The following is a 19984-nucleotide window of genomic DNA, read 5'->3' on the forward strand; positions in this document are numbered from 1 at the left end:
TAATATAGGAGCTCTTCTACGTGGTGTTGATCGTGAAGGGATTGAGCGTGGTCAAGTATTGGCGAAGCCAGGATCCGTTACGCCTCATACACGTTTTAAAGCAGAAGCTTACATTTTGACAAAAGATGAAGGTGGACGTCATACGCCATTTTTTACAAATTATCGTCCTCAGTTTTACTTCCGTACGACGGACGTTACAGGTATTGTTACGCTTCCAGAAGGAACGGAAATGGTTATGCCAGGTGACAATGTTGCGATGGATGTTTCGTTGATCGTTCCGATAGCGATGGAAGAGAAACTTCGTTTTGCTATTCGTGAAGGTGGTCGTACTGTTGGTGCCGGTATCGTCTCTAAGATCATTGAATAAATAATGCTTGTTAAAGGGGTGTTAAAAGTGTTTTAGTTTTGAGAGTTAGGGGTATAGCTCAGTTGGTAGAGCGGCGGTCTCCAAAACCGCAGGTCGCGGGTTCAAGTCCTNGAGTGCTTTAATTATTAATGCACTTTGTATAACAGGGAAATAAAGAGCATGAACAGTCAGAATATTCGCATTCGCTTGAAAGCGTTTGATCATAGAATTCTTGATACGTCGACGCGTGAGATTGTATCGACTGCTAAACGTACCGGTGCAAATGTCCGTGGTCCCATTCCGCTTCCGACGCGGATTGAGAAGTTTACGGTCAATCGTGGACCGCATATCGATAAGAAAAGTCGTGAGCAGTTTGAGATGCGAACACATAAGCGTCTTCTTGACATTGTTGATCCAACGCCGCAAACAGTGGATGCGCTTATGAAGCTCGATCTTTCTGCTGGTGTGGATGTAGAAATTAAGCTCTGAGGTTTGAGGACAGAAGGAACAGACCCGATGCGTTCAGGTGTAATAGCACAGAAGCTGGGCATGACCCGTATTTATAATGATGCTGGTGAGCATGTGCCGGTGACGGTACTTCGTTTGGAGAATTGTCAAGTCGTTGCTCAGCGTACAGTTGAAAAGAATGGTTATACTGCTGTTCAATTAGGTGTAGGCTTTGCTAAGGTTAAGAATACTTCACAAGCTCTTCGTGGACATTTTGCTAAGGCTTCTGTTGAGCCTAAAGCCAAAATAGCAGAGTTTCGTGTGAGTCCCGACAATCTTCTTGATGTTGGTACTGAGATTACAGTGGAACATTTTGTTCCAGGACAAAGAGTTGATGTGACTGGTACCAGTATTGGTAAGGGGTTTGCTGGTGTTATGAAACGACATAACTTTGGTGGGCATCGTGCTTCCCATGGTAATTCGATCACACATCGTGCTCATGGTTCTACAGGGCAGTGCCAAGATCCTGGTAAAGTTTTTAAAGGCAAAAAAATGGCCGGCCATATGGGGCAAGTGCGTGTAACAACACAGAATATTGAAGTTATTTCCACTGATAGTGAGCGTGGTTTAATTTTAGTGCGTGGTGCTGTTTCTGGTTCTAAAGGTTCTTGGATTTTGATACGGGATGCTGTGAAGAAGCGTCTTCCTGATAATGCTCCAAAGCCTGCCGGTATTCGCCGTCTTGTGAAGGAGAAAGCGGAAATGGTTACTCCGGTGACGGAAACCTCTGAAGTTGAGGGAGCCTAATAATGGATCTTGTAATTAAAACTCTTGATGGTAATGAAGCTGGCAAATTAAAGGTTTCTGAAGCTATTTTTGATCTTGTTCCGCGTGAGGATATTTTGCAACGTGTTGTTCGTTGGCAGCTTGCACGTCGTCAGCAGGGAAGTCATCAATCCCAAGGTCGTTCTGATGTGTCGCGAACAGGGGCAAAAATGTTTAAACAGAAAGGAACTGGGCGTGCTCGACATTCATCTGCACGTGCACCGCAGTTTAGAGGTGGGGGTAAGGCACATGGACCGGTGGTTCGCAGTCATGCGCATGATCTTCCTAAAAAGATTCGTGCTCTTGGGTTGCGTCTTGCTTTATCTGCAAAATTAAAAGCAAAAGATTTGATTATTGTGGATGAGTTGACTGTTAAGGATGCTAAAACGAAGATGCTTGTTTCTCATTTTTCTAAGCTTGGATTTAATAACGCTCTCTTGATTGGTGGTAAAGAGATTGATATTAACTTTTTTCGTGCAGCCTCTAATATCCCTAATATTGACATTTTGCCTATTCAGGGAATTAATGTTTATGATATTTTGCGTCGCAGCAAACTTGTTTTATCAAAAGCAGCTGTTGAGGCTCTTGAGGAGCGTTTTAAATGACAGATCTTCGCCATTATGATATAATTATTAGTCCAGTTATTACTGAAAAGGCGACTATGATTTCTGAATATAATCAAGTTGCTTTTAATGTCGCGCCGAAAGCGACGAAGCCTGAGATTAAGGCTGCTATTGAAGCGCTTTTTAGCGTAAAAGTTAAAGCAGTTAACACGATAGTCCGTAAGGGTAAAGTGAAGCGTTTCAAAGGTATAGTTGGTCGGCAGAGTGATGTCAAAAAAGCGATCGTAACTCTGGCCAGTGGTCAGACTATCGACGTTTCGACAGGTCTTTAAGAGGCTCGGAGATAGGAATAATGGCACTTAAGCAATTTAATCCAACTACACCTGGGCAGCGTCAGCTTGTTATTGTGGAACGTTCTTGTCTTTATAAGGGAAAACCTATAAAGATGTTAACTGAAGGTTTGTCTTCAAAGGGTGGACGTAATAATCGCGGTCGTGTTACTGCTCGTTTTCAGGGTGGTGGACATAAACGTAGTTATCGGTTTGTCGACTTTAAGCGTCTTAAACGTGATGTTTCAGCAAAGGTTGAGCGTTTAGAATACGATCCTAATCGTACCGCTTTTATTGCTTTAATCCGCTATGAGGATGGGCAATTGAGTTATATTCTTGCGCCACAGCGTCTTGGTGTTGGTGATTCTGTTATGGCTGGTTTAAATGTGGATGTTAAACCAGGTAATGCTATGCCTCTTGGTAATATGCCTGTAGGCACAATTATTCATAATGTTGAGATGAAGCCAGGAAAAGGAGGGCAGATTGCGCGTTCAGCAGGTGCTTATGCGCAGTTGGTTGGACGAGATCATGGTATGGCTATTCTTCGTTTAAATTCTGGTGAACAGCGTTTGGTTCCGAGTAGTTGTTTTGCAACTGTTGGCGCTGTTTCAAATCCTGATCATGGGAATATTAATGATGGTAAGGCGGGTCGGTCACGTTGGCGTGGTAAACGTCCACATGTTCGTGGTGTTGCTATGAACCCCGTTGATCATCCGCACGGTGGTGGTGAAGGTCGTACATCGGGGGGGCGCCATCCAGTATCTCCTTGGGGTAAACCTACGAAAGGTAAGCGTACGCGCTCCAATAAAGCCACTGATAAATTTATTATGCGTACGCGTCATCAACGCAAGAAATGAGAAAGGTAGTCTGAAGTGGTTCGTTCAGTGTGGAAAGGTCCGTTTGTTGACGGCTATCTTCTTGGTAAAGCAGAGAAGGTACGTGCAAGTGGGCGCAATGAAGTTATAAAAATATGGAGTCGTCGCTCTACTATTTTACCGCAATTTGTTGGTTTAACTTTTGGTGTTTACAACGGTAATAAGCATATTCCTGTTTCTGTTTCTGAAGAGATGGTTGGGCATAAGTTTGGTGAGTTCGCTCCTACCCGGACTTATTATGGTCATGGTGCCGATAAAAAAGCGAAGAGGAAGTAGGAATGGGAAAAGCTAAAGTTTCGCGCCAGCTTAAAGATAATGAAGCAAGAGCTGTCACGCGGACAATTCGTGTTAGTCCGCAGAAGCTTAATTTAGTTGCTGCAATGATTCGTGGTAAAAGAGTTAATGTAGCGCTCGCTGATTTGATGTTTTCACGCAAGCGTATTGCTGCTACTGTGAAAAAAACGCTTGAATCAGCAATTGCAAATGCAGAAAATAACCACGATCTTGATATTGATTCGCTTGTTGTGGCGGAAGCTTATGTTGGTAAGTCGATAGTGATGAAGCGCTTTCATGTTCGTGGTCGAGGGCGTGCTAGTAGAATTGAACGTCCATTTTCGCATCTTACTGTTATTGTTCGTGAAGTTACCGAAAAAGTGGAGGCCGCGTAATGGGGCAGAAGATCAATCCAATAGGACTTCGTCTTGGTGTTAATCGGACTTGGGACTCTCGTTGGTATGCTGATAGTGGTGAATATGGGCGCCTTCTTCATGAAGATTTGAAAATTCGTTCATATGTGCTTGAGGAGCTTAAACAGGCGGCTATTTCTAAGGTTGTTATTGAGCGTCCTCATAAGAAGTGTCGTATTACGATTCATTCTGCACGTCCTGGTTTGATTATTGGTAAAAAAGGTGCTGATATCGAAAAGCTTCGTCGTAAGCTTTCAGAAATGACGGATGCTGAAACTTCATTGAATATTGTGGAGATTCGTAAACCGGAGATTGATGCGACAATTATTGCGCAATCAATTGCTCAACAGTTAGAGCGTCGTGTTGCTTTTCGTCGTGCAATGAAGCGTGCTGTTCAGTCTGCTATGCGTCTTGGTGCGGAAGGTATTCGTATCAATTGTTCTGGCCGTCTTGGTGGTGCTGAAATTGCTCGTATGGAATGGTATCGTGAAGGTCGTGTTCCACTTCATACCTTGCGTTCTGATGTTGATTACGGTACAGCAGAAGCTAAGACCGCTTATGGTATTTGTGGTATTAAAGTTTGGGTCTTTAAGGGTGAGATTCTTGAGCATGATCCGATGGCTTCAGAACGTCGTGCTACGGAAGCTGATCAATCTGGTTCTTCATCGAATCGTCGCCGCGAAAATGCTTAGTTTTTGAGATTGAACTAAAATTTGGAGTAGAGAACAATGTTGCAGCCAAAGCGCACAAAGTTCCGTAAACAGTTCAAAGGCCGTATTCACGGTTCTGCGAAGGGTGGTACGGATTTGAATTTCGGTGCCTACGGTTTGAAGGCTGTTGAGCCGGAGCGGGTTACTGCTCGTCAAATTGAAGCGGCGCGTCGTGCGATTACACGTTATATGAAGCGTTCTGGTCGTGTGTGGATTCGCATTTTTCCAGATCTTCCGGTTACATCTAAACCGACTGAAGTTCGTATGGGTAAAGGTAAGGGAAGTGTTGATTATTGGGCTGCACGTGTTGCTCCTGGGCGCGTCATGTTTGAGCTTGATGGAGTTCCGGAAGATGTTGCACGTGAAGCGCTAAGGTTGGGTGCTGCAAAGTTGCCTATAAAAACGCGTTTCATCCAGCGTATTGCTGAATAATGAGGTTAAGCGATGAGAGCCACAGAATTACGGGCGCAAACGCTCGACCAAATGAAAGATGAATTGGCTAAGTTAAAGAAAGAGCAATTTAATTTGCGTTTTCAAAAAGCAACAGGTCAATTAGAAAAGACTGCGCGTGTTAGACAAGTTCGTCGTGATATTGCGCGTATTAAAACTTTTCTTCGTCAAAAGATAAGTGAAACTAAGGTTTAAGGAAATAAGAGATGCCTAAACGCGTTTTGCAGGGTGTTGTTATTAGCGACAAAAGTGATAAGACTGTTGTTGTCAAAGTTGAACGCCGTTATTCTCATCCGCTTCTTAAGAAGACTGTTCGGCAGTCTAAAAATTATAAAGCGCATGACGAAAACAACCAATTCAAGATTGGGGATCAAGTTTCTATTCAAGAATCTAGACCAATTTCGAAAGATAAATGTTGGATTGTTGTAAAAGACAATGTAGCGTAATGGGTTAAGTTTATTGTTTTAGAATTTAACAGTGTTTTTATCATTGATAAATTTGAAGGCGATGAATTTATCGTTATTTGGCAGGCAAATCCGAGTGTATAAAAGGTACAATCGGATATATGTGTTAAGAGAAGGTGGCCAGTCATGATTCAGATGCAAACAAATCTCGACGTTGCTGATAATTCTGGAGCGCGTCGTGTCATGTGCATCAAGGTGTTAGGCGGTTCAAAGCGGAAATATGCTTCGGTCGGTGACATTATTGTTGTTTCGGTTAAGGATGCAATTCCTCGTGGCCGTGTTAAAAAAGGTGATGTTATGAAAGCTGTTGTGGTTCGTACTGCTAAGGATATTCGTCGCGCAGATGGTAGTGTCATTCGTTTTGATAGTAATGCTGCGGTTTTAGTGGATAATAAAAAAGAGCCGATTGGTACTCGTATCTTTGGACCTGTTCCCCGCGAATTGCGTGGTAGGAATCATATGAAGATCATCTCGCTTGCTCCTGAAGTTCTATAAGGAGTAAATGTTATGCAGAAGATTCGAAAAGGTGATAAAGTTGTTGTTTTGTCCGGTAAGGATAAAGGATGTAGTGGTGAAGTAATTAAGGTTAGTCCAAAAGAGAATAAGGCTTTTGTTCGTGGGATTAATATGATTAAACGTCATCAACGTCAAACGCAGAAGCAAGAGGCTGGAATTATTTCTAAAGAAGCTCCGATTCATCTGTCTAATTTGGCGATTGTTGATCCTAAAGATGGTAAGCCTACACGTGTAGGCTTTCGTATGAATGCAGATGGTAATAAGGTGCGTTTTGCCAAGCGTTCGGGAGAGTTGATTAATGGCTGAGGAAAGACAAGTACCGCGTATGAAAGCGCATTATTTTGAAGTGATTCGTAAAGCGCTTCAAGAGAAGTTTAATTACAGAAATGCGATGCAAATTCCGCGGATTGATAAAGTTGTAATAAATATGGGCATAGGTGAAGCAACTGCTGATTCGAAGAAGCCTTCCCTTGCTGCTGAGGATTTAGGGCTAATAACGGGGCAGAAGGCTGTTGTTACGCGTGCGCGTAATTCTATTGCGACCTTTAAGGTTCGTGAAGGAATGCCTCTTGGGGCTAAAGTTACATTGCGTAAAGATCGTATGTTTGAGTTTTTAGATCGTCTTGTTACGATTGCTCTTCCGCGGGTTCGTGACTTTCGTGGTTTAAATCCAAAGAGTTTTGATGGTCGTGGCAATTTTGCTATGGGTATTAAAGAACACATTGTGTTTCCAGAAATCAACTATGATAAAGTTGATCAAATTTGGGGCATGGATATTATCGTTTGTACGACAGCAAAAACGGATGATGAGGCTCGTGAATTATTGCGTGCTTTTAATTTTCCTTTTCGTTCGTAACGGCAAACATAGTGAGGTGAAATTATGGCCAAAGTAAGTGCCGTTGAAAAAAATAAGCGTCGTGAGGTGATGGTAAAGCGTTATGCTGCCCGTCGTGCACGTTTGAAAGCAATAGTTATGGATCAGAAGGTTTCTCTTGAAGAACGTTTTAAAGCTTCTGTTCAGTTGGCAGAGTTACCGCGTAATTCTTCGAAAGTTCGTATTCGTAATCGCTGTGAGGTTTCAGGTCGTCCGCGGGCTTATTATCGTAAATTAAAAATGTCGCGAATTGCGTTGCGTGAGCTTGGCTCTATTGGCTATATTCCTGGTATTGTAAAATCTAGTTGGTAAGAGGAGATTATTTAATGTCTATGTCAGATCCTCTTGGTGATATGTTAACACGTATTCGTAATGCACTTGGTCGTAAAAAAGGTAAAGTAGTTACTCCAGCTTCGAAGCTTCGTGCGCACGTTCTTGATGTTCTTCAGTCGGAAGGTTATATTCGCGGATATAATCAAATTGATTTAGGTGATGGGAAAGCTGAGATTGAAATCGAATTGAAGTATTTTGAAGGGCTGGCTGCTATTCGTGAGATTGCACGTGTATCAAAGCCAGGGCGTCGTGTGTATGTTTCTGCTAAGTCACTTCCACAGGTGGCTAATGGCCTTGGTATTTCGATTTTATCGACTCCTAAAGGCGTCATGGCAGATCATGAGGCGCGTGAACAGAATGTTGGTGGAGAACTCCTTTGTCGTGTTTTCTAAGTTATGTCAAGAAAACGGAAGAAAAAGTAGGTTAGAACAATGTCTCGTATTGGAAAGAAACCCATTTCAATTCCTTCTGGAGTTACTGCTACTGTTGAAGGTCAGCTGGTTAAGGCAAAAGGTCCAAAAGGTGAGCTGAGTTACGTCGTCAATGATGAAGTCTTAGTCAAACTTGAGGAAAATATCATATCAGTTATGCCGCGGGATCAGTCAAAAGATGCGCGTTCTAAATGGGGGATGTCGCGCTCAATGATTGAGAACATTTTTTGTGGTGTGAAAGATGGTTTTGAAAAGAGGTTGGAGATTAATGGGGTTGGTTATCGTGCTGCTTTGCAGGGTAAGGATGTTCAACTATCTCTGGGCTTTTCGCATGATGTGGTTTATAAAGTTCCGTCGGGTGTTACTGTGACTGTTCCTAAGCCAACAGAAATTGTTGTTTCTGGAATTGATAAACAGCAAGTTGGACAAGTTGCAGCGGAGATTCGGGAGTATCGTAGGCCTGAACCTTATAAAGGTAAGGGTGTTAAGCATGCAGATGAACGTATCTTCCGTAAAGAAGGTAAAAAGAAATAAGGATTTTGTATTATGGTTTCATCTAAGGACATTATCCAGCGTCGTGCAAGGCGTGTTCGTCGTAGAATTAAAATGGTTTCTCATGATCGTCCTCGGCTTAGTGTTTATCGTTCAAATCAGAACATTTATGCTCAAGTTATCGATGATTTGCGGGGATGTACACTTGTTTCAGCCTCTACTCTTGAAAGTGATTTAAAAAAGTCGTTAAAGAGTGGTGCTGATAAAAAGGCAGCTTTTGCTGTTGGTAAGTTAATTGCTGAGCGTGCGAAGAAAGCGGGTGTTAATGAGGTGGTTTTTGATCGTGGAGCGTATGTGTACCATGGTCGCGTCAAAGCTTTAGCTGAGGCTGCTCGTGAAGGTGGTTTGAATTTCTAAAATTTCTTATTTATGAATGAGTAAGGAGAGTTTAGAGTTTTTCGTTTAAGTTCTTCCAGTTTTGTGAGGGACTTTGTTATCGTGCTTCCGGAAAAGAAAAAGGAATGAGGAATGGCACAAAAAGAACGTGGTGATAGAGAAGAACGCGATAATGAATTTGTCGATAGGCTCGTTCATATCAATCGTGTTGCTAAAGTTGTAAAAGGTGGTCGGCGTTTTGGTTTTGCTGCTCTTGTTGTCGTTGGAGATCAAAAAGGACGTGTGGGTTTTGGACATGGTAAAGCCCGCGAAGTTCCCGAAGCCGTTCGTAAAGCAACGGAATCTGCAAAGCGTGGGATGATTTATGTTCCGCTTCGGTCTGGCCGTACATTGCATCATGATCTTGAAGGTCGTCACGGAGCTGGGCGTGTTTTGCTACGTTCGGCTTCTGCTGGTACTGGTATTATTGCTGGGGGACCGATGCGTGCTATTTTTGAAGCTCTTGGTATGCAGGATGTCGTTGCAAAATCGCTAGGTTCATCGAATCCTTATAACATGGTTCGTGCAACATTTGATGCATTGAAACATCAAATGCATCCTAGAGATATTGCTGCTCAACGTGGTATAAAATATTCGACTTTGCAGGCGCGTCGTCGCCATTTAGTCGACCTAGAAGGGTAGTTTCTGAGATTATCAGAAAAGGAATTAGGAAATGGTTCAGAAAAAATCTCAGAGTAATAAAACTGTGACGGTGGAGCAAATTGGAAGCCCTATTCGAAACTCACAGATTCAGCGTGCAACCTTAAAGGGGCTTGGACTAAATAAAATGCGTCGTCGGCGCGTTTTAGATGATACACTTTGTGTGCGGGGTATGATTGCTCGGGTTCGGCATCTTGTTCGCGTTATAGATGAAGGTTAAGGGTTGCGGGAGTATTATATATGAAACTCAATGAACTGCGTGATTGCGAAGGCGCAATAAAAAATCGTAAGCGTGTTGGGCGTGGCATTGGTTCCGGTATGGGTAAGACTGGTGGTCGTGGTGTAAAAGGGCAAAAGTCACGTTCTGGTGTTTCCCTTAATGGTTTTGAAGGTGGGCAAATGCCTATCTATCGTCGTTTGCCAAAACGTGGATTTAGAAATTTCTTTGCCAAAACCTACAATGAAGTTTCACTAGGACGTATTCAGTTGGCAGTTGATGCGGGTAAGTTGAATATTGAAAAGCCTGTTGATATGATTGCTTTGAAAGAGTCTGGTATTATTCGTCGTGAAAAAGATGGGGTTCGTCTTCTTTCTGATGGTGATTTGAAGGCTAAGATTACCTTTCATGTTTCTGGTGCTTCACAAGCTGCTCGTGTTAAGATTGAAAAAGTGGGTGGTCAGGTCATTTTTCCTGATATTGCTCGATAATTTTTTTAATATGAATAGAGACCTAAAGAAGAATTATATTTGTTTTGTGGGATCTTTTGTGGAGACTTGTTTAAGTTCTGCATTTATTTGTGTATGCGTATGTGAATTTTAGGATTATACTTCTGTGATTTAAAGAACTGGAGTGTAAAGTGGAGACGTTTTATGGCATCAGCAGCAGAGCAATTTGCTTCCAATATAAACTTCGGTACCTTTTCGCGTGCAACTGAATTAAAGAAACGCATCTGGTTTACTCTGTTGGCGCTTCTTGTATATCGTTTTGGCACTTACATCTCTCTTCCAGGTATCAATATCGATGCTTTGCGGCAAACATTTGAACATCACGCGTCTGGTGTATTAGGACTCTTTAATATGTTTGCTGGAGGTGCCGTTGGGCGTATGGCTATTTTTGCGCTGGGTATCATGCCTTATATATCGGCATCTATTATTGTGCAATTGTTAACATCTATTATTCCTTCTTTGGAGACTCTTAAAAAAGAAGGGGATTTAGGTCGTAAGATTATCAATCAATATACGCGTTATGTAACAGTCGTATTGGCAATTCTACAAGCTTTTGGTATTGCGGTTGCGCTTGAAAGCGGTATAGGGTCGGGGCTTCAAATTGTTTTAGAACCAGGTCTTATGTTTCGTTTTTCTTCTGTTATTACACTTGTTGGCGGAACGATGTTTCTTATGTGGCTTGGCGAGCAAATTACGTCACGTGGTGTTGGTAATGGGGTTTCTCTTATCATTTTTACAGGGATTGTAGCCAACTTTCCTTCTACTTTTGCTCAGCTTTTGACAGCTCATAGTCAGGCTGATTTATCAACTTTTCTTTTAATAGGAATCGTTCTTATTGCTGTTTTGGTTATTGGGCTTATTGTTTTTATAGAGCGTGCACAACGGCGAATTCTTATCCAATATCCGAAACGTCAGGTCGGTAATCAAATGTTTCAAGGAGATATGTCGCATCTTCCTTTAAAGTTGAATACTGCTGGTGTTATTCCACCTATTTTTGCTTCATCTTTATTATTATTGCCTGCCACTATTAATAATTTTTCTGATAAAATGCCACAATGGGTTCAGGAGATTTCTTATGCTCTTGGTCATGGACAGCCACTTTATATGATTGTTTATGCATTTTTAATGGCGTTTTTTTGCTTTTTTTATACAGCTATTGTGTTTAATCCAAGTGATACTGCAGATCAGTTGAAAAAGCATTCTGGTTTTATTCCAGGGATTCGTCCAGGTGAGCGTACAGCCGAATATATTGATTACGTTTTGACGCGTATTACTGTTGTGGGCGCTGTTTATATTATCTTGGTTTGTTTGTTACCTGAATTTATGATATCTGCATTACAGGTTCCTTTTTATCTTGGGGGAACATCCTTGTTGATTGTTGTTACTGTTACACTTGATACGGTTGCTCAAATTCAGGGGCATCTTGTTGCCCACCAATATGAAGGGTTGATAAAAAAATCAAAACTTCGTGGAGGTAGAAGGAATCGATGAGAGTTATTCTTTTAGGTCCTCCTGGAGCGGGAAAAGGTACGCAAGCAAAAATGTTGACTGAGGAATATAACATTCCTCATTTATCAACAGGGGATATGTTGCGTGAGGTGATTGCCAAAGAAACGGAGATTGGTAAAAAAGCTAAAGCTATTATAAGTTCTGGTGCTTTGGTTCCTGATAGTATTGTTAACCAAATCGTATCAGATCGGATTGATGAAGCTGATTGTGTAAACGGTTTTGTTTTGGATGGATATCCGCGAACTGTGGGGCAGGCGGAAGCGTTGCAACAGATACTGGATTCAAAAAATACGCGGCTTAATGCTGTTATTGAGTTGTGTGTTGATGAAGACGTGTTGATTGAACGTATGAAGAAGCGTGTTGAGGAAACAATAGCGGCTGGTGGACAGGTTCGTTTAGATGACAATCCTGTTGCTTTTGCAAAAAGATTAGTGGAATATCGTGAAAAAACAGCTCCCTTATCAAAGTTTTATTCAGAGAGGGGAATGTTGAAAGTTGTTGATGGAATGATTGGTGTTGCTGAAGTGACACGTATGATTAGAAGTTTTCTTTCATGAGATTTTTTTTAGAAATAAATGAAAAGAGTTGACTTTTGAGATGAAATCTATCAGAAGTAAATTTAATTTATTTTAGTGAAATAAGAGGATTCGGAAGAATTTTTTTCTGAGTCTATTTTTTTCTGTAAGGTATATCAGGTATTTTATAACAATTTGTCAAAATAACTAAGGAGAGTAGGCGTGGCTCGTATTGCTGGCGTCAATATCCCGACAAATAAGCGTGTAATTATTGCGCTTCAATATATCCACGGGATTGGACCAAAATTTGCTCAAGAAATTATTGAAAGAGTTGGCATTCCTTTGGGGCGTCGTGTGCATGAGCTTTCAGATGCTGAGGTGCTGCAGATTCGTGAGGCTATAGATCAGGGCTATCAAGTTGAAGGTGATCTTCGTCGTGAGGTTGCTATGAATGTTAAGCGTTTGATGGACCTTGGTTGTTATCGAGGATTGCGTCATCGCCGGTCTTTGCCTGTCCGAGGACAGCGTACACATACGAATGCCCGTACGCGTAAAGGTCCGGCTAAGGCAATTGCTGGTAAGAAGAAATAAGGGCCTTTGTGGAAGGTTTTTATATATTATTTTTTCTTGTTTGATTTGTTTGACAAGGAAAAAAAGGTGGAGCTGCTGATGTTACGGCAGTGATGAGATCGTTGAAAGGGAAATTATGGCCAAGGAAGCCACACGTGTTCGTCGTCGCGAACGTAAGAATATTTCATCGGGTGTTGTGCATATTAATTCAACATTTAATAACACAATGATTACTATTACTGATGCTCAGGGTAATGCAATTGCTTGGTCATCTGCTGGGGCTCAGGGGTTTAAAGGTGCGCGTAAATCGACACCTTTTGCTGCTCAAGTTGCTGCGGAGGATTGTGCAAGAAAAGCGCAAGAGCATGGTATGCGTTCTTTGGAAGTCGAAGTTTGTGGGCCTGGATCAGGGCGTGAATCTGCTCTACGTGCATTGCAATCTGTTGGTTTTGTCATTACTTCTATTCGCGATGTAACACCAATTCCTCATAATGGATGTCGTCCACGGAAAAGGCGGCGTGTTTAATTGGGTGTTGTTTTTTGTTGTCGGAGATTTCTCTGATGTTCACATTGGTCGTTACGATTGAATGGTAACGGAACTAAAGAACGGGAATAAAAATATGATCCAGAAAAACTGGCAGGAACTTATTAAACCCAATAAGGTTGAATCATGTGCACATGATAATCCAAATATTATAAGTGTGATTGCTGAGCCTCTTGAGCGTGGTTTTGGTTTAACCTTAGGAAATGCGCTTCGTCGCGTGTTGTTATCTTCGCTTCGTGGTGCTGCTATTACTGCTGTGCAGATTGACGGTGTCTTGCATGAATTTTCATCGATTCCAGGTGTGCGTGAGGATGTTACGGATATTATTCTGAATATAAAAGAAATTGCGCTTCGTATGGAAGAAGAAGGGCCTAAACGTGTCGTCGTTTATAAAGAGGGGCCTGGTGTCGTGAAAGCGGGAGATATCAGTACAGTCGGGGATATGGAAATTCTAAATCCAGATCATGTTATTTGTACTCTTGATGAAGATGCTGAGATTCGTATGGAATTTATTGTCAACACAGGAAAGGGTTATGTTCCATCTGATCGTAATTGTGTTGATGATGCACGTATAGGGCTTATTCCAATTGATAGTCTTTATTCACCAATTCGTAAAGTTTCTTATAAAGTGGAAAATACGCGTGAAGGTCAAGTTTTGGATTATGATAAATTGACCTTAACGATTGAAACGAATGGTGCTGTTAATGGAGAGGATGCTGTTGCTTTTGCAGCACGCATTCTTCAGGATCAATTATCGTTATTTATTAACTTTGAAGAGCCACAGAAGGAGCCTATTGAAGAGGTTGATTCTGAGCTTTCTTTTAATCCTGCACTTCTCAAAAAAGTGGATGAATTAGAACTTTCAGTTCGTTCGGCAAATTGTCTTAAGAATGATAATATTGTCTATATTGGTGATCTGATTCAAAAAACAGAATCTGAAATGCTTCGGACACCGAATTTTGGTCGCAAATCGTTGAATGAGATTAAAGAAGTTTTGGCGTGTATGGGTTTACATCTTGGAATGGAAATTCCTGCGTGGCCGCCTGAGAACATTGATGATCTTGCAAAACGTTATGAAGATCAATATTAAAATTAGAATTTAAGGAGAGGGCTTATGCGCCATAGTAAGTCAGGACGCAAGTTGAATCGTACTGCCAGTCACCGTAAAGCGATGTTTGCAAATATGGCAACTTCGTTGATCGAGCATGAGCAGATTGTGACAACGCTTCCAAAAGCTAAAGAAATTCGTCCTATTGTTGAAAAACTCGTTACTCTTGGTAAGCGTGGTGGTTTGCATGCGCGTCGGCAAGCAATTGCAGCACTTCGTGATGCGGGAAAGGTTGCAAAATTATTTGATACGCTTGCGCCACGTTATGCATCACGCAACGGTGGGTATTTGCGTATTATGAAAGCGGGGTTTCGTACCGGTGATAATGCACCCATGGCTGTTATAGAGTTTGTTGATCGTGATGTTGAAGCGAAGGGTGCTGGGGATCGTGCTCGCATGGAGGCTTCTGAGAATGAAAAGGGAACATCTTCGTAGAGTTTTTTTATTCTGTTGGATTTTTAAAGGCCGCCTTGTTTTGGGCGGTTTTTTTGTGAGTATTTTTAAGTTTATTTTAGTTGAGAAATAGGTGCAGAGAGAAAATTATAGAGTATTGAATTATCTTATTTTTATAATATTTATTGTTCAAATAGGTTGTTTTTATTCTCTATTATGAAATATTAATAGAGATCCTTAATTTGCGGGGATGCGTTTTTTTATTCTATTAATCTTCAACAGAATGTGCTGATTTTATAAGGAGTGGATTATGAGGTATTCTTTTTGGGTGCGGATTTTTTTTGCAATTATGATGCAGATATCATTTGATCATGTATATGCTCATGTTCCTCAAACACAAACAGAAATCACTCTTTCATTTTCTCCTTTAGTTAAAAAGACAGTTCCATCTGTTGTAAATATTTATGCAGCTCGACAAATTAGAGCACGATCACCTTTTGAAGGCGATCCATTTTTTGAGCAATTTTTTGGTCGTTTTCAAAATAAATTTCCTGTTCGTAAGCAATCGTCATTAGGATCAGGGGTGATTGTTGATGCACGTGGTTTGATTGTTACAAATTACCACGTCATTAAAGATGCAAGCGAAATTAAAGTGGCTTTTTCTGATGGGCGGGAGTTTGAGAGTAAGGTTGTGCTCAAAGATGAAGCGACTGATATTGCAATTCTTGAAGTTGAGGAAAAAGATGCTCAATTTCCTGTTCTTTCTTTGGGAAATTCTGATGCTGTTGAAGTTGGTGATCTTGTTCTGGCTATTGGTAATCCTTTTGGTGTTGGTCAAACAGTTACAAGTGGTATTGTTTCAGCGCAAGCGCGTACACGTGTTGGGATTTCTGATTTTGACTTTTTTATTCAAACAGACGCAGCCATTAATCCAGGGAATTCTGGTGGCGCTTTAATTGATATGAAAGGTCAGTTAATCGGAATTAATACGGCTATTTATTCGCGTTCCGGTGGTTCGGTAGGGATTGGTTTTGCTATTCCAGTTAATCTTGTAAAAGTAATGCTTAATACTGTTAAACGCGGTGGAAAATATTTTGTGCCGCCTTATATTGGGGCTTCTTTTCAAAATGTTACACCTGATATTGCTGGTGGTTTAGGTTTAGAACGTCCCTATGGTGCTCTGATTATTGAAGTTATCAAAGATAGTCCTGCTGAAAAAGCTGGATTGAAAGTAGGTGATGTTATTTTGAGTGTGCAGGGGGTACGCGTTGACAGTCCAGATAGTCTTGGTTATCGTTTTATGACAGCTGACGTTGAGCATAGTCTTGCCTTGGAATATTTACGAAGTGGAAAAACTTTAAAAACACAAATAACAGTTTCATCAATATCAGAAACTGCATTTTTAAAATCTGAAAAAATTACGGGTGACAGTCCTCTTGCTGGTGCTGAGGTGTTAGATTTAACACCGCAAAATAGTCGACGTTTTCATCTTCCTATATCTGCAAAAGGGGTTGTGATTACCAATCTTGAGGAAATGAGCAATGCAGCTGGAATTTTTCAGTCAGGAGATATTCTACGTGTTGTAAATGGCCATAAAATTCAAACAGTTCATCAGTTGAAAAAGGTTCTTATGCAAGGTCGCTCAAATATGTGGCAATTGGAATATGAACGTGATGGTATGTATATTCGCCAATTTATTCGTTGAGGTTTTTTTTGAAGAAAGATTTTTTTACTTCGTCGTTTGATTTTCAAGTTAATAAAAATCAGCCACTTGCAGAAAGAATGCGCCCTTGTTCTCTCAATGATGTTGTGGGACAAAAGCATTTGATTGGAGAGGATGGTTTGCTTTCACGTATGGCGGCAACTGGCTCAATTGGATCGATGATTTTTTGGGGACCTCCAGGGACGGGAAAAACGACCGTTGCACGTTTGTTAGCCCTTGAAACAAATTTCGCGTTTGAACAGGTTTCTGCTATTTTTACAGGAGTTTCTGAACTTAAAAAGATTTTTGAAGTTGCGCAGAGGCGTTTTATATCTGGGGATAAAACACTTCTCTTTGTTGATGAAATTCATCGGTTTAATCGTGCTCAGCAGGATAGTTTTCTTTCTGTGATGGAAGAGGGTACTGTGGTACTTATAGGTGCAACAACCGAAAATCCTTCTTTTGAACTGAATGCTGCCCTTCTTTCGCGTGCACGTGTTTTAACATTTCTTTCTCATGATCATGAAAGTTTGGACATGCTTTTGAAGCGTGCTGAAGAAGTGGAGGGAAAAATTCTTCCCTTGGATAATGATGCCAGAGACGTTTTGATAGAGATGTCTGATGGTGATGCGCGGGTAGCGTTAACATTGGCAGAGGAAGTTTGGTCTATTGCTCCATTGGGAGAGATTCTTGATGTTGTTGCTTTGCAAAAAGTTATTCAGCGTCGTGCGCCCATTTATGATAAAGGACGAGATGGGCATTATAATCTCATTTCAGCGTTGCATAAATCCGTTCGTGGATCTGATCCTGATGCTGCGCTTTATTATTTGGCACGTATGTTGGATGCTGGTGAAGATCCTCTCTATATTGGGCGAAGATTGGTTCGTATGGCTGTTGAAGATATTGGTTTGGCGGATCCTCAAGCTCTTGTCATTTGTAATGCAGCAAAAGATGCCTATGATTATTTAGGATCACCAGAAGGAGAGTTGGCTTTGGCGCAAGCATGTCTTTATGTTGCAACTGCGCCAAAGTCAAATGCAGCATATCTCGCGTATAAAGCAGCACTGCGTTGTGCGCGCAAAAATGGCTCTTTATCACCTCCTAAGCATATTCTTAATGCTCCTACGAAATTTATGAAGGAAGAAGGGTATGGAAGTGGTTATTGTTATGACCATGATGAACCAGACGCTTTTTCAGGACAAGAATATTTTCCCGAAAAACTTGGGCGTCAGAGTTATTATAAACCAGTTGAGCGTGGTTTTGAGCGTGAAATTGTGAAACGTCTTGAGTGGTGGCAACAGTTGCGCAAAAAACGTAAAGATCAAAATAAAATTTGAGTTGAAATACGTTTTTTATTGATCTCTTATGTTATTGTATGAGAAATTTAGCTTATATTTTAAACATTTATTGCATTGCTTGTAGAGATTTTTTTTGATATCTTCGAAAGTACATAGTTTTTCAAATTTAAATATATCATTCAACTTTTAAGCTGCTTTATTTTTTTTGGTTTTATTAAATAATATATTGACTTATAATAATAGACTGTTTCGTAAGTTGAATGAAAGTTTCAAATACCGTAAATTTCTCTCATCCCAAGTCTGTTATTTGTTGAATCAATCAAATCATTTACTTGCATGTTACAAGCAGGATTACCGTGTGATAAAAACTGTACAAGAAAGGACTAAAAATCCTTCTTATGAATTGTCTCAAGTGCCGAGAACTGTTGCAACATTGGGGGATGATAAATAGTGTGATGGGTGCCGGCTTTCTCCTTCCATAGAGTAAAGATGGTGGCGCCTAAAGGGTTTTGTAGTATACCACATTCATAGGTGTTGTCACAAAACGAGCTTAGAAGTTTTGAGAGATGTTTCTTAAATCAAGTGTATGAATATGCAACACAATGGCGTTTTGTTCTTCGATGCAATAGGGTATGAGGTTGATTGATGATGCGTTTTTTTGTGATCAATAGCAGGAGAATTCTTAGTCTCTCAAGTATTTAATCAAAGGGATAAGCAGAAGGGCTGTAGAACATTGTGTTTAAAATTAAATTGTTCCTTTTCTAGAGAGATATAAATATGTTAACTATGCTCCCATAGAGATATTACTTTATTAGAGTTTATTATGTGTCATAAGATAAGCAATGCCAATTCTTTATTGTGATGGTCATGAATGTTTATGGGCATAATGTGGAGATAGGAATGGAAATAGTCTGTGAAAATCTAAACTCAAGCCTTTAGTTAAATTAAAAGTACAGTGTACACTAAATTTTTAGGTTATTATGAATTCGGTCAAGGATATAATCGTGGATAAAACAAAAGCTCTCGATGCTGCTCTCTCACAAATTGAACGTTCTTTTGGTAAAGGCTCGATTATGCGTCTTGGGCAAAAAGAGCAGGTTGTTGAAATTGAAACAATTCCAACAGGGTCGTTATCCTTGGATATTGCTTTAGGGATTGGTGGATTACCGAAGGGGCGTATTGTTGAGATTTATGGACCAGAAAGTTCTGGGAAAACAACATTGGCTCTCCATGCTATTGCTGAGGCACAGAAAGGTGGTGGGATTTGTGCTTTTATTGATGCAGAGCATGCGCTTGATCCTATTTATGCGCGTAAGCTTGGTGTTGATTTAGAAAACTTGTTCATTTCTCAGCCAGATACCGGTGAACAGGCATTGGAAATTACAGAAACGTTGGTTCGTTCTGGTGCAGTTGATGTGCTTGTTGTGGATTCTGTCGCAGCTTTAACTCCGCGAGCAGAAATTGACGGTGAAATGGGTGATGCTTTGCCCGGATTGCAAGCTCGGTTAATGAGTAAAGCGTTACGAAAATTAACCGCAGCAATTTTTCGCTCTAACTGTATGGTTGTTTTTATTAATCAAATTCGCATGAAAATTGGTGTGATGTTTGGTTCTCCTGAAACGACAACGGGTGGAAACGCTTTAAAGTTTTATGCTTCTGTTCGTTTAGATATTCGTCGCATTGGATCCATTAAAGATAGGGATTCAATCGTTGGTAATCAGACGCGCGTTAAAGTGGTGAAAAATAAATTGGCACCTCCATTTAAGCAGGTTGAGTTTGATATTATTTATGGTGAAGGTATTTCCAAAGTAGGTGAATTGATTGATTTGGGTGTCAAGGTTGGTGTTGTGGAAAAATCTGGTGCATGGTTTTCTTATAATTCTCAGCGTTTAGGACAGGGGCGTGAGAATGCAAAGCAGTTTTTACGTGAACATGTGGAAATAGCTACAGAGATTGAAGCAGCTTTGCGCCAAAATGCTGGTTTGATTGCGATTGAACTGTTAGAAAATGCAGGGTCAGAAAATATAGAAAGTGATGAAGCCATTTGATGGAGTGTTTTTTTCGTCTATAATTTTTTCCCTTTCAGATTTTTCTGTTTTTTTGTTTGAGTTTTTAAATACGCAGTCATTTTTTTCTCAATTTTTTAAAACAAATATTCCATTTTTGATTAAATTGACTCCATG

Annotated in this window: 30 protein-coding genes and 1 pseudogene; all 31 read left to right on the plus strand. The window is 40.6% G+C overall.

Features of this window, described 5'->3' with window-relative positions; genetic code table 11:
- Positions 1–367 (plus strand): annotated as a pseudogene (tuf, locus tag ACFIK7_RS08665) (elongation factor Tu); the annotation flags it as partial.
- Positions 368–526: 159 nt separating this feature from the next.
- The gene (gene rpsJ / locus ACFIK7_RS08670) at positions 527–835 is read left to right on the plus strand and encodes a 30S ribosomal protein S10 (RefSeq protein ID WP_005773267.1); all 309 of its coding nucleotides are present in this window, start codon (positions 527–529) and stop codon (positions 833–835) included.
- 27 nt (positions 836–862) lie between these two features.
- On the plus strand, positions 863–1600 hold the full coding sequence (rplC, locus tag ACFIK7_RS08675) for a 50S ribosomal protein L3 (RefSeq protein WP_273791404.1): 738 nt from the start codon (positions 863–865) through the stop codon (positions 1598–1600).
- Positions 1601–1602: 2 nt separating this feature from the next.
- Positions 1603–2223 (plus strand): 50S ribosomal protein L4, encoded by a 621-nt coding sequence (rplD, locus tag ACFIK7_RS08680; protein WP_273791405.1) that lies wholly within the window; start codon positions 1603–1605, stop codon positions 2221–2223.
- Complete coding sequence (locus tag ACFIK7_RS08685; protein ID WP_273723987.1) at positions 2220–2513, plus strand: 50S ribosomal protein L23; 294 nt, start codon at positions 2220–2222, stop codon at positions 2511–2513. Before rplD ends, ACFIK7_RS08685 begins: the two co-directional genes overlap by 4 nt.
- Positions 2514–2533: 20 nt before the next feature.
- Positions 2534–3367 carry a 50S ribosomal protein L2 gene (rplB, locus tag ACFIK7_RS08690; RefSeq protein ID WP_273791406.1) on the plus strand — a complete coding sequence of 278 codons (834 nt, stop codon included), beginning with the start codon at positions 2534–2536 and terminating at the stop codon, positions 3365–3367.
- A gap of 15 nt (positions 3368–3382) precedes the next feature.
- Positions 3383–3661 carry a 30S ribosomal protein S19 gene (gene rpsS / locus ACFIK7_RS08695; protein WP_004855734.1) on the plus strand — a complete coding sequence of 93 codons (279 nt, stop codon included), beginning with the start codon at positions 3383–3385 and terminating at the stop codon, positions 3659–3661.
- A gap of 2 nt (positions 3662–3663) precedes the next feature.
- Positions 3664–4053: a 50S ribosomal protein L22 gene (gene rplV, locus ACFIK7_RS08700; RefSeq protein WP_273791407.1), complete on the plus strand. Its 390-nt coding sequence runs from the start codon at positions 3664–3666 to the stop codon at positions 4051–4053.
- On the plus strand, positions 4053–4763 hold the full coding sequence (gene rpsC, locus ACFIK7_RS08705) for a 30S ribosomal protein S3 (protein ID WP_273791408.1): 711 nt from the start codon (positions 4053–4055) through the stop codon (positions 4761–4763). The genes rplV and rpsC overlap by 1 nt, the downstream gene beginning before the upstream one ends.
- Before the next feature lie 36 nt (positions 4764–4799).
- Positions 4800–5213 (plus strand): 50S ribosomal protein L16, encoded by a 414-nt coding sequence (rplP, locus tag ACFIK7_RS08710; protein WP_273791409.1) that lies wholly within the window; start codon positions 4800–4802, stop codon positions 5211–5213.
- Between the two features lie 12 nt (positions 5214–5225).
- Positions 5226–5426, plus strand: a complete 201-nt coding sequence (gene rpmC, locus ACFIK7_RS08715) for a 50S ribosomal protein L29 (RefSeq protein WP_273791410.1) — start codon at positions 5226–5228, stop codon at positions 5424–5426.
- A gap of 11 nt (positions 5427–5437) precedes the next feature.
- On the plus strand, positions 5438–5677 hold the full coding sequence (gene rpsQ / locus ACFIK7_RS08720) for a 30S ribosomal protein S17 (protein WP_012231991.1): 240 nt from the start codon (positions 5438–5440) through the stop codon (positions 5675–5677).
- Positions 5678–5821: 144 nt separating this feature from the next.
- The gene (rplN, locus tag ACFIK7_RS08725; RefSeq protein WP_004855715.1) at positions 5822–6190 is read left to right on the plus strand and encodes a 50S ribosomal protein L14; all 369 of its coding nucleotides are present in this window, start codon (positions 5822–5824) and stop codon (positions 6188–6190) included.
- Positions 6191–6202: 12 nt separating this feature from the next.
- Positions 6203–6517: a 50S ribosomal protein L24 gene (gene rplX / locus ACFIK7_RS08730; protein WP_375663235.1), complete on the plus strand. Its 315-nt coding sequence runs from the start codon at positions 6203–6205 to the stop codon at positions 6515–6517.
- Complete coding sequence (gene rplE / locus ACFIK7_RS08735) at positions 6510–7067, plus strand: 50S ribosomal protein L5 (RefSeq protein ID WP_273791411.1); 558 nt, start codon at positions 6510–6512, stop codon at positions 7065–7067. The genes rplX and rplE overlap by 8 nt, the downstream gene beginning before the upstream one ends.
- Before the next feature lie 24 nt (positions 7068–7091).
- Positions 7092–7397: a 30S ribosomal protein S14 gene (gene rpsN / locus ACFIK7_RS08740; RefSeq protein WP_273791412.1), complete on the plus strand. Its 306-nt coding sequence runs from the start codon at positions 7092–7094 to the stop codon at positions 7395–7397.
- Positions 7398–7411: 14 nt separating this feature from the next.
- A complete protein-coding gene (gene rpsH / locus ACFIK7_RS08745; protein WP_375637438.1) occupies positions 7412–7810 on the plus strand; it encodes a 30S ribosomal protein S8 in 399 nt (132 codons plus the stop codon).
- Positions 7811–7849: 39 nt separating this feature from the next.
- Entirely contained in the window at positions 7850–8383 is a 534-nt protein-coding gene (gene rplF / locus ACFIK7_RS08750; protein WP_273791413.1) for a 50S ribosomal protein L6, read from the plus strand.
- Between the two features lie 12 nt (positions 8384–8395).
- The gene (gene rplR, locus ACFIK7_RS08755; protein WP_273791414.1) at positions 8396–8758 is read left to right on the plus strand and encodes a 50S ribosomal protein L18; all 363 of its coding nucleotides are present in this window, start codon (positions 8396–8398) and stop codon (positions 8756–8758) included.
- A gap of 111 nt (positions 8759–8869) precedes the next feature.
- Positions 8870–9418 carry a 30S ribosomal protein S5 gene (gene rpsE, locus ACFIK7_RS08760; RefSeq protein ID WP_273791415.1) on the plus strand — a complete coding sequence of 183 codons (549 nt, stop codon included), beginning with the start codon at positions 8870–8872 and terminating at the stop codon, positions 9416–9418.
- A gap of 31 nt (positions 9419–9449) precedes the next feature.
- Entirely contained in the window at positions 9450–9656 is a 207-nt protein-coding gene (rpmD, locus tag ACFIK7_RS08765; RefSeq protein WP_375631283.1) for a 50S ribosomal protein L30, read from the plus strand.
- Positions 9657–9676: 20 nt separating this feature from the next.
- Positions 9677–10144, plus strand: a complete 468-nt coding sequence (gene rplO, locus ACFIK7_RS08770) for a 50S ribosomal protein L15 (RefSeq protein ID WP_273791417.1) — start codon at positions 9677–9679, stop codon at positions 10142–10144.
- A 162-nt stretch (positions 10145–10306) separates the two neighbouring features.
- Complete coding sequence (gene secY / locus ACFIK7_RS08775; protein ID WP_273791418.1) at positions 10307–11653, plus strand: preprotein translocase subunit SecY; 1347 nt, start codon at positions 10307–10309, stop codon at positions 11651–11653.
- Positions 11650–12228: an adenylate kinase gene (locus ACFIK7_RS08780; protein ID WP_375631284.1), complete on the plus strand. Its 579-nt coding sequence runs from the start codon at positions 11650–11652 to the stop codon at positions 12226–12228. The genes secY and ACFIK7_RS08780 overlap by 4 nt, the downstream gene beginning before the upstream one ends.
- Positions 12229–12408: 180 nt before the next feature.
- On the plus strand, positions 12409–12777 hold the full coding sequence (gene rpsM / locus ACFIK7_RS08785) for a 30S ribosomal protein S13 (protein WP_026500557.1): 369 nt from the start codon (positions 12409–12411) through the stop codon (positions 12775–12777).
- 115 nt (positions 12778–12892) lie between these two features.
- Complete coding sequence (gene rpsK, locus ACFIK7_RS08790; protein WP_007347762.1) at positions 12893–13282, plus strand: 30S ribosomal protein S11; 390 nt, start codon at positions 12893–12895, stop codon at positions 13280–13282.
- Positions 13283–13376: 94 nt separating this feature from the next.
- On the plus strand, positions 13377–14390 hold the full coding sequence (locus tag ACFIK7_RS08795; protein ID WP_273791420.1) for a DNA-directed RNA polymerase subunit alpha: 1014 nt from the start codon (positions 13377–13379) through the stop codon (positions 14388–14390).
- Positions 14391–14414: 24 nt separating this feature from the next.
- Positions 14415–14843 (plus strand): 50S ribosomal protein L17, encoded by a 429-nt coding sequence (gene rplQ, locus ACFIK7_RS08800; RefSeq protein WP_273791421.1) that lies wholly within the window; start codon positions 14415–14417, stop codon positions 14841–14843.
- Positions 14844–15111: 268 nt separating this feature from the next.
- Positions 15112–16506 (plus strand): DegQ family serine endoprotease, encoded by a 1395-nt coding sequence (locus tag ACFIK7_RS08805; RefSeq protein ID WP_375631285.1) that lies wholly within the window; start codon positions 15112–15114, stop codon positions 16504–16506.
- An 8-nt stretch (positions 16507–16514) separates the two neighbouring features.
- On the plus strand, positions 16515–17840 hold the full coding sequence (locus tag ACFIK7_RS08810; protein WP_375654493.1) for a replication-associated recombination protein A: 1326 nt from the start codon (positions 16515–16517) through the stop codon (positions 17838–17840).
- A 965-nt stretch (positions 17841–18805) separates the two neighbouring features.
- Entirely contained in the window at positions 18806–19849 is a 1044-nt protein-coding gene (gene recA, locus ACFIK7_RS08815) for a recombinase RecA (RefSeq protein ID WP_273791424.1), read from the plus strand.
- The last annotated feature ends 135 nt before the right edge of the window (positions 19850–19984 follow it).

Source organism: Bartonella sp. CL266QHHD (genome assembly GCF_042195355.1).
Classification (GTDB): Bacteria; Pseudomonadota; Alphaproteobacteria; order Rhizobiales; family Rhizobiaceae; genus Bartonella.